Genomic DNA, 17,813 nt, shown 5'->3' with positions numbered 1-17,813 from the left:
TGCAGAGGGTTTTAAAGAGTCAATGCGAATTGTATTTGATGAGCACCTGAGGCAATGGAATTATACTGCCATTCCTGACGCAACAACTTTATAAGTTGCCTAAGTTATTTCATGCACATTCCTAAGATTTGTAGTTGTCCGGCAGGTTCCCCAAACAGCAAGCCCACTGTAATGCCTAAAAATAGACTGCCAACAATGTAGAGTGTAAAGTTAAAATGACTGTTATGGCTTTCTATCTTTAGCAGTTTATCAATCATAGAGGAATGGTTTTGGCGGATTATGAAGGCTGTATTTTTAAAGTGTTTACTTTGATTCTAACCCAGATTTTCAATTTAAATTTGTAAGTCATTGGAATATATGTAAATAGGTATTATGGGAGTTGCTTAGCATATGACGGCATGATTTATAATGCTTACTTTTCAAATTGTTATGAAGAATATCAGGTTTAATCACTATTTTCTAAGGCTGGGTTAAGATGAAGTGAAGAATAGACCTGAAGTTTCCCCATCTTAAACTCATAGCATTAGCGAGAAATATATTCACCCTATATTGATTATCGTTTCCAGCGATGAACAATAAATTCTACCGCTTCTTGGATATTTAAATCACGTGTGCCACCGCCAGTACGTAAATAAAATTTAGGTGTATTATTTTGGGTAAAAAAGACGGGGCGAGGTGAGGCTAAAATAATTAAACGACAAACATGCTTGCCATTAACGACATGAAAAAGCACTTTGACGAATTGGCATAAATCCGCTCCTAAATGAGTGGAAATAGCCGTAATAATGGCTTGCTCATAACCATCTTGGTCGGAGCGCTTTAAACTTTGATAATCTTTTTCCAAGCCAATAATTTCACCATTATCGGCAACACCAATTAATAAGGTGCCTCCATGTGAGCTATTTAAGTAACCCGCTATGGTTTTTAAAATAACAGCTTCTAATGAACGGTTGACTCTATCTTGTTCTAAATCCCAGCGAAAAGAGGACTTGAATTCGAGTAATGCGTTTTCACCTTGTAAGATTAAGGCTTGTAAATTAACCGAAAGTTCATTACTTAAGCGATTAATTCTTTGTAAGCGGCGATGTAGCATTTCATAGATAAAAGCGATAGCTAGGCCAAAAACAGCACCAACTTGAGCGAGAAACATTGTTTTTTTCGGAGTATTACCTGTTAAAGATGATATAAGTTGCTCATAGGCATAGTGCAATGCAGTGCTGGCATTTCTTTGTAAGTCATTGCCCTCTATTTCAAAGTAGAAAATAAAATCATTAATTGGGTAAAAAATCAATATACCTGTTAGTGCACCAATAAGGGCGGCAAAAAAATAGAGCTTAAAACGTTGCTCCCAGAGTGCGATAATCAGTAATAAAAAGCGTTTCATTAATTATTTTTTTCTAAGGGTAAATTAGCAGATCGCCAAGCGGTCATATGGCCTTCTAAATAACGAATATTTTCAAAACCAGCTAAGAAATAAGCAAATTTAGCAATGCCAGCACGCGGGCCGTGTTCACAATACAAGATTAAATCACCTTGTTTATCATACGTATTTAAAGCGCTGCTAGTAAATGATTGCCAGAAGGGAATATGCCGTGCGCCTGGAATATGCCCTGAGTTATATTCCATACTGGAGCGTACATCAATGATGGCAGGCGGGGAATCTGACTGTAATAAAGCTAATAATTCAGCTTGTCGAATATGGCTTTCACTGGAGGTACTACAGGCTTGTAATAATAAGCTTAATAAACTGGCAAATAATACTTTCATTTTATTTATCCTCCGGTGGCACTCATATGACGCATGATGATAGGTTGTTCGTTTAAATCAAATTCGTGTTTTTCTGGTTTGATTTGCATGGCATCAATAATGATTTTTTTGATGTCGTCAATGGTGTTGGCGGGGTTACGTACTGCTGCTTTTAAATCAACAGAATGTTCATTACCTAAGCATAATAATAAGCGACCTTCAGCCGTTAGTCTGACACGATTGCAAGTGCTGCAAAAATTATGGCTATGTGGCGAGATAAAACCGACTTTTATTGCTGACCCTTGGATATGGTAATAATCAGAAGGGCCGGCAGTAGTTTCGTTGATATGTTGTAAATCAAATTGCTTGGCTAAATCAGTGCGAATCTGATCGCTAGAATAATAGGTGACAGCACGGTTATGGGAGTCAACTAAGCCGAGCGGCATTTCTTCGATAAAGCTAATATCAATGCTTTTATCTATAGCAAACTGCACCAAATCAACTACTTCATGGTGATTACGGTGTTTTAAAATAACTGCATTGATTTTTATACCTTTAAATCCCGCTTTGATGGCCGATTCGATACCTTTTAAAACGATATTTAATTTACCGGTACGCGTTAATTCTTTGAATTTTTGCGCATCAAGCGTGTCTAAACTAATGTTTAAACGTGAAACATTGGCTTGTTTTAATTGCTCGGCTGATTGTTCTAAATGCGAGCCATTTGTGGTCATAACTAACTCATTTAGTAGCGGCAATGAGCCAATTTTTTGTAATAATTCGATAGCACCACGACGAACCAAAGGTTCGCCGCCAGTAATTCTAATTTTTCCCACACCTAATTCAGTAAAGCATTGTGCGAGTAAGTGGATTTCTTCCAAGCTTAGAATTTGCGTGCGCGGTAAAAAAGTCATATCTTCCGACATGCAATACACGCAACGAAAATCACAGCGGTCGGTAATAGAAATGCGCACATAGTCAACAACTCGGCCGAATCGGTCGATAAGTTGTTTAGGTTGGTTTGAGTGGGGCATTGATTATGCTTATTAATAGAAAGCTAAAGTGTGTCATTAGCCGATAATTTTAGCAGCTAATGAGCAGTGGTAATAAATAAATTGACATAAGTTGACGAGAAGGCATAGACTAGACTGACTAGATTAATAGCTTAGGAGGAATGATTATGCACAATAAAAGATGGCAACTTCAAGAAGCAAAAAGTCAGTTTAGCCAGTTAGTTGATAAGGCAATGACTGAAGAGCCTCAATTTGTCACTCGACATGGGCATGATGCAGTGGTAATTTTGTCTTTTGATGATTATAAAAAATTAACGCAACCCAAAACTGATTTGGTGAGTTTTTTTAGAGCATCGCCCTTGCTCGGGGAGCTTATAGATATTTCTCGAGGTACTGATTTTCCAAGAGATATTGAGTTATGAAATATCTGTTAGATACCTGCGTTATTTCTGAGCTTATAAAGCCTGTGCCTAATGAAAGAGTGCTAGCGTGGCTGCAAAATATAGATGAAGCTAGTTTGTACCTCAGTGTTCTCACTTTTGGTGAAATAGAAAAGGGAATTGAAAAAGCAGTCGATATGACGCGCAAAAAAAGATTGCAATTGTGGGTAGAAGAGGATTTAAAGCAGCGATTCGAGGGACGTATTATTGCTGTTGACATTCATGTTGCTACGAAATGGGGGGAAACTCAGGGTAAAGTTGAGCTGCTGGGTAAACCAATGCCTACGATTGACGGGCTTATTGCTGTTTCGGGTTTAGTGCATAATTGCGTAGTTGTCACTCGAAATGTGACAGATATGCAGCAAAGTACGGTGGCATTATTTAATCCGTGGTTAGGTGAGGCTTAGGAAGGAGAGGTAAATAATAGACGAGTCTTATATTCTGTGGAAGCGACTTTAGCCACGCAACACGGCTAAAGTCGCTTCCACATTATTTTGTGTAACTCCATGTTATTTAATCGCGGTTTCTTAGAGTTAAAAATTTTGTATCAATTTATATTAGGCGACTATTAATGATTAAAAAACTACTTTTTATTGCAGCATTGATCTGCTGTCAGCTGAGCTATGCCAGCGACAAAATTACGCTTCGTTTAGGTGTATTGGCTTATGGTACGGTCAATTGGGAGTTAGCTGTTATGCGTCAAGCAAAACAGATGGAAAATGCTAGCTACTTTTTGCAAGTGATACCGATGGCGAATCCTCAAGCGGGTAAGATTGCCTTGCAATCAGGTGCGCTGGATATCATTGTTGCTGATTGGATCTGGGTGTCATATCAGCGTAGCTTGGGACGAGATTATACGTTTTATCCGTATTCAAATACTACGGGGGCATTGGTTGTTGCTAAAGACAGCAAGATTAAAAATTGGCGAGATTTAAAAGGTAAACGTCTTGCAATAGCAGGAGGGGAGCTAGATAAAAATAGTTTGCTATTGCAAGCTTTAATGCAAAAGCAAGGGCAGGGTGAATTATTCCAAGAAATAGAAAAAGTTTATGGTGCGCCGCCATTATTAGCACAGCAATTAAAACAGCAGCGTGTTGATGCTTTATTAACTTATTGGCATTATGCTGCGCGTTTAGAAGCTGAAGGTTATAGGGTGTTAATGACCGGTACTGATATTTTACAGGGTTTAGGGGTTGAGCAAAAAGTACCGAGTATTGGCTTTGTATTTAACCGTACTTGGGGGAAACAGCATCAATCTGTTATGCATGATTTTTTGGAACAATCTAAGCAAGCTAAAAATACTTTGTGTGATGTTGATATAGCTTGGCAATCTATAGAGAAATTAACCCATGCTAAATCGAAACAGGAAAGCCAGCTATTGCGCGAGCGTTATTGTGATGGGCGAGTTAGCCTGTGGGGGAAGGAGGAGCGACAAGCGGCAGATGATATTTATCAATATTTACAAAAAATAAGTCAGGGGCGCTTGACGGGTAAGTCAGGCACCATTCAGGCAGGGACTTTTTGGTAGTTTATTGGTTGAAGCACCAGATTTGTGAAGTTTTTAGCAAAAAATGGAGAAGGTAAGGTTTCTATTGATTAATTTTTGTTGTTAAAAAGCAACGTCGGTGTGTTTTAAGTTGGTTTTTGTTGCTGATCTGTTGTATTTTTACGACATTTTTATTCTTTGTCATCATTCTGTCATATTTCTTTTTTAAAATGTCGCTAGTTTATTTTTCTTCAAAACTTTATCGAAATATAGCAATGACTACAAAACACTCTGGAAAAATTTTAGCTTTAGCTGTCTCTGCTGCCTTAGGTAGCGTCAGTGTTCAAGCCGCAGATAGCGAACTTTTAGATACATTATTAAAAAATGGTGCAATTAATAAAACGCAATATAACCAATTATCACATAAAGTAGCGGCAGAAAAGAAGAAAGAAGAAGCTACAGATTGGACTAATAATGTCAAAGTATCGGTCGGTGAAAAGGGTTTAAAAGTTGAATCAGCAGATAAGCAATTCAAATTTCAGTTTGGTGGACGTTTGCAAGTAGAAGCAAATGGGGATATTGGTGATGATGAGTTAAGTCAGGGAGCGACGGAAGGCGTTGAAGTGCGTCGTGCTCGTTTATATATGAAAGGTATCGTCTGGGGTGATTATAAGTATATGATCGAAGCAGATTTTGCTGATAACGATATAGCGATTAAAGATGCCTTTTTAACCTACAAAGGGTTTGACTGGAATAACTTAGAAATCACTGTCGGTCATCAAAAGCAACCCATCAGCATGGAGTTGCAAGAAAGTTCAAACGATATTATGTTTACTGAGCGTTCAACGGTCAACGTTTTAACAGCTCCGGCGTTTGATCGTGCGCTTGGTTTGCATTTTAAGACATCTGATAAAGACTGGTCTGCACAGCTTGGTTTTTATGGTGATGGCATGGCGCCAGAAAAAGACGGTAATGTTGATGAAGGTTGGTCGTTTGCTTCGCGTGTAACTTATGCGCCATTAAATACTAAAACTCATGTTTTTCATTTGGGGGCTTTTGGTGGTTATAAAGGCTTTAGTGATTCGCATAGTGAGGTTAAGTTTTCTTCGGAAACATCACATATGTCTAATCTTAAGCTGACAAATGTAAGAGTGACGAATGTTGATGGGCTTGGTATTTTCGGGGTTGAATCTGCTTATATGCTTGGGGCATTTTCGGTTCAAGGGGAATACGCACATGAATGGATCACACGTAGTGGTGGCGAGAAAGGTTTAGATCTTAATGCGGCTTATGTGCAAGTAGCTTGGACATTGACGGGCGAAGCGCGTAGCTATAAAGGTTCTGATGGTGAGTTTAAATATTTGAAGCCTAGCCAAAACTTTAGCTGGAGTAAAGGTACATGGGGTGCGTTTGAACTAGCAAGTCGTTATGGTATTAGTGATATTGCTTATGGTAGCTATAAGGATGGCACTAGAGAGCAGGATGTAACCGTTGCTCTAAACTGGTATATGAATAATAACGTACGTATTATGGCAGATTATCGTTATGCCTTTGACCTTGCAGGGTCTGGTATTACAGAGCTTAATGGTAGTGATCTTGATCACGGTGTACACTCATTTACATTGCGTACACAATTTAAAATGTAATGTAGTTAGTTTTATTTGAGTGCAGGAAAGGCCAGCTTATGCTGGCCTTTTTTTTGCGAGGTATTGATGTTTCGTTGTTGACTAGGACGAGTATTTGAGTTGGCAAGATTTAAATGTGAATTTTGTTATGTGCTTTAATCAGGCTATGGGATAATATTTTGTTTTTAATGCGTGAAGTTTAAGGCTGGCTAAATAGACTATGGATGAGAATAAAAAGAAAGCATTAGGCGCGGCCTTAATGCAAATTGAAAAACAATTTGGTAAAGGCGCAGTTATACGCATGGGTGATGATACCGCCTCACGTGATATACAAACCGTTTCTACTGGGTCTTTGTCATTAGATATAGCGCTCGGCTGTGGTGGTTTACCGCGTGGCCGAGTGATTGAAATTTATGGCCCTGAGTCGTCAGGAAAAACAACAATGACTTTATCGGCGATTGCGCAGATGCAAAAAGTTGGTGGTACGGCTGCTTTTATTGATGCAGAACATGCTTTGGATATTGGTTATGCAGAAAAAATTGGTGTTAATGTTGATGATTTATTAGTGTCTCAGCCAGATACTGGCGAACAAGCTTTAGAGATCGCTGATATGCTGGTGCGTTCGAATGCTGTTGATATAGTGGTTGTCGATTCAGTTGCTGCCTTAACGCCTAAAGCAGAAATTGAAGGCGATATGGGGGATTCTCATATGGGCCTACAAGCACGTTTAATGTCACAAGCTTTGCGTAAATTAACAGCGAATATTAAACGTTCAAATACTATGGTTATCTTTATCAATCAGATTCGTATGAAGATTGGAGTGATGTTCGGTAGTCCAGAAACAACAACGGGTGGTAACGCCTTAAAGTTTTATGCTTCAGTTCGTTTAGACATAAGGCGTATTGGTGCGATTAAAAAGGGCGATGAAATTATTGGCAATGAAACCCGCGTTAAAGTGGTTAAAAATAAAGTTGCTCCGCCTTTTAAACAAGCAGAATTTGAAATCATCTATGGAGAAGGGGTTTCCTTTTTGGGAGAATTAGTTGATTTAGGTGTTAAGTATGGCTTTGTTAATAAAGCGGGTTCTTGGTACAGTTATGGCAAGGATAAAATTGGTCAAGGTAAAGAGAATGTACGTCTTTATCTAAAAGAAAACCCTGCTGTAGCCACAGAACTTGAAGCTAAGATTCGAGCAGAAGTCTTTGGTGTTAAAGCTGACTCAGGAAAAACTATTGTAGAATCTGATGATGCGGATGGCCTAGTATAGGCTGAGCTTTTTTTAGCCCGCTTACGTGTATGCTTGAATTTGATAATGATTTAGATAAGTTTAAAGCAATAAAAGAAGCTTGTTTACAATATTTAGTAAGGCGTGAGCATAGCCAGAAAGAATTATTGCGGAAAGTTTCAGAGAAAGGTTTTGCTCGTCCTGATATTGATTTGGTTATATCTGAATTAGCGGAGCAAGGCCTACAAAGTGATGCTCGGTTTGCTGAAAGTTATGCAAGAAGCCGTGTGCATAGAGGGTTTGGGCCATTACGTATTAAAACTGAATTACAGCAACGTGGTGTTGGCGATTGTTATTTTGATATGGCCGTGGAAGATATTGCAGGTAGTTGGCAAGCGTTATTAATGCAAGTTTATGAGAAAAAATACGGTGCTAGTTCTTCAACTATAGATATAAAAGAGCTGCTAAAACGTAGCCGATTCTTGCAGCAAAGAGGGTTTTCTACTGAGATGATCCGTGAGTTACTGAAAAATTTATAGTGAGTGATGGTGGGAGTGACTTTAGCCAGGATTTTATATAAGTCGGAGCTAAACTTCTCCCACAAGTTTACTCGTTCCCATGCGCTGCGTAGAGACGCTCTGTGTTTAATTTAGTGCTTGCTATAGCTTGTACTCTGTAAGTTTCATACGGGCTGCATTGGTAAAAGAAAAATAGGCTCTTAAATAGAGCAAATGATTTAAAAAAACGTTTATATAATCCAGTTAATTATGAAAAATCTGACTAGCGCAGAATTGCGTGCTACTTTTTTAAAGTTCTTTGCTGATCGAGATCACTCTATTCAGCCGTCAAGCTCTTTAGTGCCAGGCAATGATCCTACTTTATTATTTACCAATGCCGGAATGGTACAATTTAAAGACACTTTTTTAGGTCGTGAGCCACGTAGTTATGTGCGTGCAGCCACGAGTCAGCGCTGCGTGCGTGCGGGTGGTAAGCATAATGATTTAGAAAATGTGGGTTATACGGCAAGGCATCATACTTTTTTTGAAATGCTGGGTAATTTCAGTTTTGGTGATTACTTCAAAAAAGAAGCGATTCACTTTGCTTGGGACTTTTTAACGAAAGAGCTGGAAATTCCTGCTGAGAAATTATGGGTTACGGTTTTTAATGAGGATTCTGAAGCTGAAAAAATTTGGCTGGAAGATGTAAACATTGATGCGACACGCTTTTCGCGTATTGGTGCGAAAGATAATTTCTGGTCTATGGGGGATATTGGGCCATGTGGGCCTTGTACTGAAATTTTTTATGATCATGGTGAAGGTATTGTCGGTGGCCCCCCAGGTACGCCAGAAGAAGACGGTGATAGATATATCGAAATTTGGAATCTGGTGTTTATGCAGTATGATCGAGATACCGATGGACATTTAACGCCATTACCTAAGCCATCTGTCGATACAGGTATGGGTTTAGAGCGTATTGCTGCCGTATTACAAGGTGTACACAATAATTACGAAATTGATTTATTCCAAAAATTATTAAAAGTAGCTGCTGATTTAGCAGGTACTAAAGATTTAACCGAGAGCTCTCTGCGCGTGATTGCTGATCATATACGCTCGTGTGCGTTTATGGTTGTTGATGGTGTAATGCCCTCAAATGAGGGGCGTGGTTATGTGCTGCGTCGGATTATTCGCCGTGCGATTCGTCACGGTTATCGCTTAGGTATTCGTGAAGTATTCTTCTTTCAATTAGTTGCCCCTTTGGTAGTAGAAATGGGGGCGGCCTATCCTGAGCTAGTTGCTGCGCAAGAGCAAGTTGAGCGGATTTTAAAATTAGAAGAAGAGCGTTTTGCTGAAACCTTAGAGCAAGGAATGAAAATACTGGAGGCCTGTGTAGAAAAAATGCACGGTACCGTTATTCCAGGCGATGTTGTTTTTCAGCTTTATGATACTTATGGTTTTCCAGTTGATTTAACCGCTGATTATGCGCGTGAAAATGGTCTGTCAGTTGATCATGCGGGGTTTGATATAGCTATGACAGCTCAGCGCACAAGAGCGCGTGCAGCGAAGAGCTTTGGTGATGGTTACAATCAAACTATCAAATTAGATGCGCAAACTAAATTTACCGGTTATCAGCAGTTAAATGAAGAGTCGAAAATCATCGGCTTATTTCAGCAAAGTGAAGCTGTCAGTGTTTTAGCAGAAGGCACTGAAGGGGTTGTGATTTTAGAGAGTACACCTTTTTATGCCGAATCAGGTGGTCAAGCGGGCGATCGGGGGCGTATTGAAGTTGACGGTGCTGTTTTTGAAGTCACTGATACACAAAAGCAAGGCGGTTCATTATTTCTACATTACGGCAAGGTCGTATCAGGTGAATTAAAAAATAATTTGCCATGCAGTGCATTTGTTGAGCCAGTAAGTCGGCAAGCCATCGTTTTAAATCATTCGGCTACACATTTATTGCATGCAGCATTGCGTCAAGTCTTAGGTGATCATGTGACGCAGAAAGGCTCTTTGGTTAATGCAGAGCGATTGCGTTTCGACTTTGCGCACTTTGAGCCGATGACCACTGAAGAAATTAAAATTATTGAACGTATAGTAAACCAGCAGATTCGTCATAATGCAGCTGTAAGTGCCGATATTATGTCTAAAGAAGATGCCATCAATGCGGGTGCAATGGCTTTATTTGGTGAAAAATATGGCGATGAAGTTCGTGTTTTAAAAATTGGTGATTTTTCAACTGAATTGTGTGGTGGTGTGCATGCCAAACGAGCGGGTGATATAGGCCTGTTTAAAATTATTAGTGAAACAGGTGTCGCTTCAGGAGTGCGTCGTATTGAGGCTATTACCGGTGAAGTTGCTATGCAGTGGCTGGAAGGTCGTGAAAAATCTATTGCAGCAATATCGAGTGTAGTAAAGTCCTCCCCCGAGGCGATAGCTGAAAAGGTTCAGCAGTTGATGGATAAGAGTAAAGCTTTAGAAAAAGAATTAGAGCGTTTACATGCCAAGTTAGCAAGTTCCGCGGGTGGTGAATTAGCAAGCCAAGCGGTTGATATTGATGGTGTTAAAGTTCTTGCGGTTAAATTAGACGGTGTTGATCCTAAAGCAATGATAGATGTCCTAGATCAATTGAAAAACAAGTTGATTAGTGCAGCAATTGTTTTGGCTGCTGTAAAAGAGGGTAAGGTTACTTTAATTGCTGGTGTTACGAAAGACCAAACCGCGCGCATTAAAGCAGGTGATTTGGTTAATGCTGTTGCCACGCAAATAGGTGGTAAAGGTGGTGGTCGTCCAGATATGGCAAGAGCAGGTGGTACAGAGCCTGAAAAATTAGAACAAGTGTTACAACAAGTGCCTGAGTGGGTGCGTGAACAAATAGGTGCTTAAAGAATGGCAATGTATGTGTATAAGTTTGGCGGTACTTCAGTAGGTACAGTTGAGCGGATTAAAGCAGTAGCAGAAAAAGTAAAGGCAGTGCACGATAGCGGTGATCAGCTAGTTATAGTCTTATCGGCGATGAGTGGTGAAACTAACCGCTTAACGGATTTAGCAAAACAGATGCAAGATAATCCTGTCTCTAGGGAGATGGATGTTCTGCTTTCAACGGGTGAGCAAGTCACGGTCGCTTTATTAAGCATGGCCTTACAAGAATTAGGCTGCCCTGCATGTTCTTATACGGGCGCGCAAGTGCGTATCGAAACAGATAGCGCACATACAAAAGCAAGAATCAAGCGTATTGATGATGCTAGAATACATGCTGACTTGGCTGCAGGCAAAGTGGTTGTGGTTGCCGGCTTTCAAGGGATGGATGAGCAAGGTAATATCACAACCTTAGGTCGAGGTGGTTCTGATACAACAGCAGTTGCACTGGCGGCAGCTTTAAAGGCAGATGAATGCCATATTTATACCGATGTTGACGGGGTTTATACCACGGACCCGCGTATTGAACCAAAAGCGCGTCGCTTGGATAAAATTACCTTTGAAGAAATGCTGGAAATGGCCAGTTTAGGTACTAAGATATTACAAATTAGATCGGTAGAATTTGCCGGTAAATATAATGTCGCTTTGCGCGTCTTATCATCATTTTCAGAAGGGCGGGGTACGCTCATTACTTACGAGGAATCAGAAGTGGAACAAGCGTTAATTTCAGGTATTGCATTCAACAAAGATGAAGCAAAATTAACGATTACAGGCGTGCCTGATATTCCTGGGGCAGCTTTTAAAATCTTAGGTCCGATTGCTGATGCGAATATTGAAATTGATATGATCATTCAAAATGTTGCCGATGATGCTACGACAGATTTTACCTTTACGGTGCATCGGAATGATTTTGTTAAGGCGCAAGAAATTCTTACCAATATTTGTAATAACCTAGAGGCTAGAGCGGTTACAGCTGACGATAGTATTGTAAAAGTTTCAATTGTTGGTGTTGGTATGCGCTCTCATGCAGGCATTGCTAGTAAAATGTTTGAAGTCTTGGGGCAAGAAGCCATTAATATTAGAATGATTTCTACATCAGAAATAAAAATTTCTGTTGTTATTGATGAAAAATATCTGGAGTTGGCGGTTAGAACATTACACAAAGCTTTTGATTTAGATAAAGAGCCGAAGGAAGTAAGCGTATAGACTCTTTTTTGAGAAAAACACTATTAAGTGTTTATTTTTTTAAAATTACTGCTATAATAAGCAGCTCAGTCCGGTTCCGTATTTAAAGCGGGATTTTTATGAACAGGGAGACGATAGATGCTTATATTAACGCGTCGAGTAGGAGAAACTCTAATGATTGGTGACGATGTTACTGTCACTGTTCTTGGAGTAAAAGGTAATCAAGTCCGAATTGGCATTAATGCACCGAAAGATGTATCTGTCCACAGGGAAGAGATTTACGAAAGAATAAAAAATGAAAAAGCTGGGAATTCAGATTCTGTTGTTGAGTCTGGAAGTGCTGGCCTTATGGGGTCGGAAGACTAGAAAAGATTTAATTAGGAGAGGTGGCCGAGTGGCCGAAGGCGCTCCCCTGCTAAGGGAGTATGGGCTTTATCTCCCATCGAGGGTTCGAATCCCTCCCTCTTCGCCATATAAATGAGTTGAAAATTTATTTTAAATTTTTAGAATAAATGATTGACAAGGAATAAAGAAGTAAGGATAATTAGAAAGATCAACAAGGCGCCTGTAGCTCAGCTGGATAGAGTACTCGGCTACGAACCGAGCGGTCAGGAGTTCGAATCTCTTCAGGCGCACCATTGTTGATATAAAGTTTAATCCCCTGTAGCTCAGTTGGTAGAGCGGGTGACTGTTAATCACTAGGTCGGCGGTTCGAGCCCGTCCGGGGGAGCCAAGTAAAACGAGGGCTGTAGTTAATTCTACGGCCCTTTTTTTTGCCTGAAATTTAGTTGCGTACGTTTTGGGTGTACTTGTGGGTGTACTTAGCTTTTTGTGTGATGTATGGGGTTTTCTTTGGGTGGGTTATGCTCAGTATGCGCTGACTCGTGATTTCGTTAATATTTCTATGGCAGGGAAAACGAAAATTTGATGTATGATCTTCATTGAAGCGCAGAAGTTTTGGTGATAGTGCTTCCTTGATTTCTAAATATGGGGGCAAGTAAAAAGGTATTAGGTGTGTCATCCTATCTCCCGAAATACTTGGGACTCCTGTCGCCAAATATTCATTCTCATACGGAGCGAATTGGATAAGCTCCAGTACGCGCCCTGCGTCCGCTTTACAACGCAAAAAGCCGCTACGTTAAAGCTACCTCAAATGGCTTGACGGCTGTCGGGATAGCTACTAGCCTCCCTCGCGCACTGCTACTGCAGTGCACTTTGGATTGGCGATAACCCTGTCGCCTACTGCGGACTAAAAATCATCACTTCGCTATCGCTCCGTTTCCCTGATTTTCAGCGGTAGCTATTTGCTTTTCATAAAATGAATAAGCTGCATGATGCTTGCCGAGCAGATTAGAGCAAGAACAATATAGCCAACGGGGATATTGATAATTACTTGTAATGCTCGAAGTGCGACATTATGTGCAGGTTCATCTAGCCAATTGATATTCCCAAGCCCCAGTAGAAAGCCAGTTAAAAAACTCATTGCTGAAAATATTAACATACCCGCAGATATTGATAATCCATGTATTAGTAATTTGTTGCGCATTCGGATATCAGTAATAGTACCTGTTTCTTTGATTACCTTCTCTGTCATATCTTTCAGTAAGGTATTCATCAGCTTCATCGATTTATGTGCAAAAGCTGCTCCTTCCGCCTCTCTTTGCTGGCTTATACTTTCTACCGCGAGTTGACCGGCGGCCTGTATCCGGTTAGGAAGCGTCTCGGTGTAATGTTTCGTATAGCCAAGCATTTCAACTAAAAGCCAAGTCGGGTCGTCTGGGCTAATGTTATGCTGTTCTGCCCACTTAAGGGCTTCAACTTGCTGACTGCTCGGCAGGCTATCTAAAAAACTATCGCGTTTATTGTTTGGTTTTTTTTCGATAGGTGTATTTGTGTTTGTTATTCGTTGCATAATTTCGTTTTGATTATCCTTTCTGGTTGAACTGTTCTCTTCTTTTGTTTGGTCTTGCCTTATTAGTCTTAATACGCTTTCAGTTAAATATCCTGACTCCATTCTCTTAGTCTCCAGCTGATGTAACTGCTTGCTCTTTTATGGTTATGCTGCTGAAGCATTGCTCTGCAATGCCGAGCCAGTCTTGTAAATCTAGCCATAATGCTGTTCTTAAATGCTTTTTTGATATGCCATGCAGCGGTTGTGGGTTAGATTCTAAAAAATCAATAATGCGATGGTTCAGTTCTGGTAAAAATGTTTCTTGAAAATTTTTTGATAACCATTTGTTTCGTGTGGGGCTTTGATTCCATCTATCAAATTCTTCATTTTTTCCAAAAAATCCATTTTTAACTGCAATTGATTGTTGAGCAAATGCTGCGAGACCTGTTTCTATGCTTGTGTTAATTAAATATAGTGAATCGGTCTGACGAGATAGGCAGAAGACTTGATGTAGCTCTATTTCTAGTTCGTGTAGTGTGCGAGCTAATAGGCCGCTTATTTCATTGACTTCGTTGAGTCCCGCAGGCATCGACATTACGATATACTGCGTCTCTATATTTTCTATTTCATCAAGTAATGACATCCACCCGTCTTTGTTGTCTATGTCAGCAAGTAAGACAGGTGCGTAATCACCAAAGCGTCTTGCGATATCAGGGTTTGTTTTGTCAGCTTCAATTAGTGTAACACTATAGTTGTTTCTTAATAGTAGGCTTGCAATTGTTGTGGCGATCAATGATTTTCCTGTCCCTCCTTTTGATCCGTCACAAGTGATTAGTTTTCTATTATATTGAGCAGGCGTTATTTTTTTAGTCATAAATGTCTCGATAATGTGGTTAGGTGTCTAAATTAAAGTCTTCAAGCTTTGATCGTCCGATTGTTTTTATTCCGTTTAAAGTTCGTTGTTGAGGCTTGGTCGGCTCTCTGATAGATGTATTCTGAGTGTTGTTACTTTGCTTTGTATTGGGTGCTGGGGAGTAAGTTTTTTGTGTATTTTGCGAATATCCATGATTTTCATGGGATGCAAGCGTCTGATGGCTTTTTGTTGTTAGAGTCTTAACTGCATTAATAAGGGTGGGTCGCTGTAAGTCAAGAGTATCCGCTATTGCTTGCCAGGTAACTTTCTTTTCTCTAGCGGCCAAAATATCCTCTAAATTTAACGAGACTTGATCAATACAGCTCAGCCGCTTAGGCTGAGCTATTAATGATTTTAAGTCGTTGGATTTTTGCGAGTCCTTATTCACTGTCGCTTTCTCGAGGTTTAAGTGCAGGGAGCATGACTGCGACTGGTCTTTTAAATTCTTCTTCTGGGACGAGATTATCAAAATGGCGAATAAGCGTTGATGGAGACATTTCTAGTAATTCTGCAACTAAGCTCCAGGTCCAGCCTGTTCTCAGATAAAATAAGATCCAATCAATATTTAGTTCTACGCGTGAGAAAGCACTTAGTTTCTTTGGTGCTTTACGGTTTAAGTAAATAGGGTGGTTAGGGATTTCTTGGGTATGGGTAAAAGTAGGTAATGAGTTTTGTTGATGGGTCATGAGTTATCTCTGTTAGGTAAAATAAAAATTCATATAAAGTGAATGTTAATTAAGAGTATATAAAAAAAATAAATATTTACCCTGTTTTTTTGAAAAATATTTTCTTATCGATATTTCTTGTTGTATAGTCTCGGCTTGCTTTTATTTTTTATTCTTCACTAGTGTAATTATTTCCGACTAAATTAAAAAATTCATATAAGATGAATAATGAACTATATTTTGATGATGTGATGAATAAGCTTAAATTAACGCTAGGTTTGCGTACTAATAAAGAGCTTTCTCAAAAATTAGGATTATCTACGACTGCGTACGCAAACCTTAAAAAACGTAAGGCAATACCTTATGAGAAAGTGATAGCACTCGCACTAGCATATGGAATAAATCTCGACGAATTATTTGCGGTTGATAGTGCTTCAGGAGGTGATGACAATATAGCCACTAGTCCTAGTGCTGCTGTTGACTGGGTGCAAATAACAAATACATTAAAGTCAGAGCAAATTGACCGGTTAGTAGCTGAGGCCTGCGATATGAGTCGATTAAATGAGCTTGAGTTAAAGTTGGCTAGACTAGAGTATGCTTCTAGGTGATTTTAATATTTATGAATAGTTTTATTAGGATTCAATCTGTTTGAAACAGTTTTAAACTAAATGAAACTTTAATTTGAGGTTACCTAGTATGAATGCAGGATTTTCTGCAGTAACATGGGGAGAGCTGAAAAATGAGAACTAATGAAACAGAGAAAAAGTATCTAAAGCGAGCAGGGCAGCTTTATTCTCAAGCCCAAGAATCTCTATCTAATAAGTATATAAGTCATTCAGAATTAGTTGTGTGGCTAATTTCTCAACAGCCAAGAATTGCAAAAGCAACATGGCGTCAATATAAAGCATCCGTCATATTTTATTTGCAGCATCAAGAAGTGAATGAAGATATTTGTAGGGCGATTAGCACACTAAAGGTTGCTAGTTCTGGTGCATGTTACAAAAAAGGGCTTGGGACATCAGCAAGTAAAGAGAAGAAAATTAATGACACTGATTTAGCGCGCCTCATTAATAGTGCGACACATAAAAATATGAGGCATGGTACTTCGGCTATGGTTTGGCTTTTAGCGGGTATGATTTCTGGCCTAAGGCCTAGTGAATGGCAATATGCATGCATTAATAAAGGTAATCAGCTGGTCGTCAAAAACGCGAAATCTACAAACGGCAGATCGCATGGAATCGAAAGAACCATCGAGTTAGTCAATTTGTCTGATCAAGATAAGCAGGTGATCGAACTGCATCTCGGATTAATAAAAACGGCTATCGATATAGATGGCTTTAACTCGTACTATGAGCATTGTCGGTCAGCACTCTATGAGCTAACTCGCTCGTTATGGCCAAAGCGCAAAAAACATATTACTTTATATTCGGCACGGCATCAATTTTCTGCTAATGCGAAAAAGTCAGGGTTGTCACTTGAAGAAATAGCGGCATTAATGGGGCATGCGAGTACGCAAACAGCAACCCAGCACTACGGGCGAAAAGTGTCAGGGAATCCTAAAGGTGTTGCTGTTAGAGCAAGCAATGAGGATGTTGAGCGAGTCATACTATTAAATCAACATCGTAATGAAAAAACATTAAGTCGTAATTTTCGATGATGATAAAAAGAATGTAAATGTTAACAACAATAAACAAAAATCAGATTTTATTCGCTGGAGATCCGCACGGTTGTTTTAATAATCTAGTCAGTGCTGTATTGAAATACCGACCTGCGGCTGTCGTGATGCTTGGGGATTATAATTTAGAGTGTTCGCTAGAGCAGTATCTGCAAGCCATCATAGAAGAAACTAAAATATATTGGATTCCTGGCAATCATGATTTTGATTCGCGTGCTGAATATGAATATTTGTTTCACTCAGCACTATCTTATAATAATTTGCACTTAAAAGTCATGGATGTAGGTGGGGTCAGAATTGCAGGTTTAGGTGGTATTTTTGCAGGTCGAATTTGGCGGCCAGGTGATTTTCCGCGTTGGGAAGATAAAAAACATTGGCTAAAAAGTCAGCCTAGTAATGTAAAGAAAATCCCACTGCATATTGATAATGCGATTTGGCATCATGAATTTGAATGGATGAAACGTAACTTCTCATTATCCACAGGCAATTATTTAAAAGTTGTTTTACAATATATTCTATGAACTCGCCTAAACCGA

General features: G+C 39.5%; 19 protein-coding genes and 3 tRNA genes. 15 read left to right on the top strand and 7 right to left on the bottom strand.

Annotation, left to right across the window (positions count from 1 at the left end):
- Positions 1–553 precede the first annotated feature (553 nt).
- The 3 genes from BQ7314_RS12065 to moaA are packed head-to-tail and all read right to left on the bottom strand — an operon-like array spanning position 554 to position 2,780.
- Positions 554–1,384 (bottom strand): AlbA family DNA-binding domain-containing protein, encoded by an 831-nt coding sequence (locus BQ7314_RS12065; protein WP_174483939.1) that lies wholly within the window; start codon positions 1,382–1,384, stop codon positions 554–556.
- Entirely contained in the window at positions 1,384–1,767 is a 384-nt protein-coding gene (locus BQ7314_RS12060; protein WP_174483938.1) for a rhodanese-like domain-containing protein, read from the bottom strand. The genes BQ7314_RS12065 and BQ7314_RS12060 overlap by 1 nt, the downstream gene beginning before the upstream one ends.
- Before the next feature lie 5 nt (positions 1,768–1,772).
- The gene (gene moaA, locus BQ7314_RS12055) at positions 1,773–2,780 is read right to left on the bottom strand and encodes a GTP 3',8-cyclase MoaA (protein ID WP_174483937.1); all 1,008 of its coding nucleotides are present in this window, start codon (positions 2,778–2,780) and stop codon (positions 1,773–1,775) included.
- A 146-nt stretch (positions 2,781–2,926) separates the two neighbouring features.
- Here moaA and BQ7314_RS12050 point away from each other — a divergent pair, with 146 nt between their 5' ends.
- From BQ7314_RS12050 to BQ7314_RS11995, 12 genes are all read left to right on the top strand, one after another.
- Positions 2,927–3,181 carry a type II toxin-antitoxin system Phd/YefM family antitoxin gene (locus tag BQ7314_RS12050; RefSeq protein ID WP_245394987.1) on the top strand — a complete coding sequence of 85 codons (255 nt, stop codon included), beginning with the start codon at positions 2,927–2,929 and terminating at the stop codon, positions 3,179–3,181.
- Positions 3,178–3,606 (top strand): type II toxin-antitoxin system VapC family toxin, encoded by a 429-nt coding sequence (locus BQ7314_RS12045; RefSeq protein WP_174483935.1) that lies wholly within the window; start codon positions 3,178–3,180, stop codon positions 3,604–3,606. The genes BQ7314_RS12050 and BQ7314_RS12045 overlap by 4 nt, the downstream gene beginning before the upstream one ends.
- 164 nt (positions 3,607–3,770) lie before the next feature.
- Positions 3,771–4,727, top strand: a complete 957-nt coding sequence (locus tag BQ7314_RS12040; RefSeq protein WP_174483934.1) for an ABC transporter substrate-binding protein — start codon at positions 3,771–3,773, stop codon at positions 4,725–4,727.
- Between the two features lie 233 nt (positions 4,728–4,960).
- Positions 4,961–6,331 carry an OprO/OprP family phosphate-selective porin gene (locus BQ7314_RS12035; RefSeq protein ID WP_174483933.1) on the top strand — a complete coding sequence of 457 codons (1,371 nt, stop codon included), beginning with the start codon at positions 4,961–4,963 and terminating at the stop codon, positions 6,329–6,331.
- A gap of 199 nt (positions 6,332–6,530) precedes the next feature.
- Positions 6,531–7,577 carry a recombinase RecA gene (gene recA, locus BQ7314_RS12030; protein WP_174483932.1) on the top strand — a complete coding sequence of 349 codons (1,047 nt, stop codon included), beginning with the start codon at positions 6,531–6,533 and terminating at the stop codon, positions 7,575–7,577.
- A 29-nt stretch (positions 7,578–7,606) separates the two neighbouring features.
- The gene (locus tag BQ7314_RS12025; protein WP_174483931.1) at positions 7,607–8,074 is read left to right on the top strand and encodes a regulatory protein RecX; all 468 of its coding nucleotides are present in this window, start codon (positions 7,607–7,609) and stop codon (positions 8,072–8,074) included.
- Positions 8,075–8,302: 228 nt separating this feature from the next.
- Complete coding sequence (alaS, locus tag BQ7314_RS12020) at positions 8,303–10,915, top strand: alanine--tRNA ligase (RefSeq protein WP_174483930.1); 2,613 nt, start codon at positions 8,303–8,305, stop codon at positions 10,913–10,915.
- 3 nt (positions 10,916–10,918) lie between these two features.
- Positions 10,919–12,154, top strand: coding sequence for an aspartate kinase (locus BQ7314_RS12015; protein WP_174483929.1), 1,236 nt, complete (start codon positions 10,919–10,921; stop codon positions 12,152–12,154).
- A gap of 117 nt (positions 12,155–12,271) precedes the next feature.
- Positions 12,272–12,499: a carbon storage regulator CsrA gene (csrA, locus tag BQ7314_RS12010; RefSeq protein WP_174483928.1), complete on the top strand. Its 228-nt coding sequence runs from the start codon at positions 12,272–12,274 to the stop codon at positions 12,497–12,499.
- 14 nt (positions 12,500–12,513) lie between these two features.
- Positions 12,514–12,605 (top strand) — tRNA-Ser (locus BQ7314_RS12005).
- Between the two features lie 89 nt (positions 12,606–12,694).
- Positions 12,695–12,771: transfer RNA gene (locus BQ7314_RS12000), tRNA-Arg, on the top strand.
- A 19-nt stretch (positions 12,772–12,790) separates the two neighbouring features.
- Positions 12,791–12,866, top strand: a tRNA-Asn gene (locus BQ7314_RS11995).
- Between the two features lie 567 nt (positions 12,867–13,433).
- Here the strand turns inward: BQ7314_RS11995 and BQ7314_RS11990 are convergent.
- The 4 genes from BQ7314_RS11990 to BQ7314_RS11975 all read right to left on the bottom strand — a co-directional run bounded on the left by BQ7314_RS11990 (position 13,434) and on the right by BQ7314_RS11975 (position 15,623).
- Positions 13,434–14,045, bottom strand: coding sequence for a hypothetical protein (locus tag BQ7314_RS11990; RefSeq protein ID WP_174483927.1), 612 nt, complete (start codon positions 14,043–14,045; stop codon positions 13,434–13,436).
- Between the two features lie 106 nt (positions 14,046–14,151).
- Positions 14,152–14,898, bottom strand: a complete 747-nt coding sequence (locus BQ7314_RS11985) for a nucleotide-binding protein (protein WP_174483926.1) — start codon at positions 14,896–14,898, stop codon at positions 14,152–14,154.
- 19 nt (positions 14,899–14,917) lie between these two features.
- Positions 14,918–15,325: a hypothetical protein gene (locus tag BQ7314_RS11980; protein ID WP_174483925.1), complete on the bottom strand. Its 408-nt coding sequence runs from the start codon at positions 15,323–15,325 to the stop codon at positions 14,918–14,920.
- A complete protein-coding gene (locus BQ7314_RS11975) occupies positions 15,318–15,623 on the bottom strand; it encodes a helix-turn-helix transcriptional regulator (RefSeq protein WP_174483924.1) in 306 nt (101 codons plus the stop codon). The genes BQ7314_RS11980 and BQ7314_RS11975 overlap by 8 nt, the downstream gene beginning before the upstream one ends.
- 200 nt (positions 15,624–15,823) lie before the next feature.
- Here BQ7314_RS11975 and BQ7314_RS11970 point away from each other — a divergent pair, with 200 nt between their 5' ends.
- The 3 genes from BQ7314_RS11970 to BQ7314_RS11960 all read left to right on the top strand — a co-directional run bounded on the left by BQ7314_RS11970 (position 15,824) and on the right by BQ7314_RS11960 (position 17,798).
- Positions 15,824–16,210, top strand: coding sequence for a helix-turn-helix domain-containing protein (locus BQ7314_RS11970; protein ID WP_174483923.1), 387 nt, complete (start codon positions 15,824–15,826; stop codon positions 16,208–16,210).
- A gap of 131 nt (positions 16,211–16,341) precedes the next feature.
- A complete protein-coding gene (locus BQ7314_RS11965) occupies positions 16,342–17,259 on the top strand; it encodes a site-specific integrase (protein ID WP_174483922.1) in 918 nt (305 codons plus the stop codon).
- A gap of 17 nt (positions 17,260–17,276) precedes the next feature.
- Positions 17,277–17,798 (top strand): metallophosphoesterase family protein, encoded by a 522-nt coding sequence (locus BQ7314_RS11960; protein ID WP_245394986.1) that lies wholly within the window; start codon positions 17,277–17,279, stop codon positions 17,796–17,798.
- Positions 17,799–17,813 lie beyond the last annotated feature (15 nt).

Origin of the sequence: methanotrophic endosymbiont of Bathymodiolus puteoserpentis (Logatchev) (assembly GCF_900128525.1) — a bacterium.
Lineage (GTDB): Bacteria > Pseudomonadota > Gammaproteobacteria > Methylococcales > Methylomonadaceae > Methyloprofundus.
Note: the sequence above shows the minus strand (reverse complement) of the source record. Positions and strands in the feature narration are given on the sequence as shown.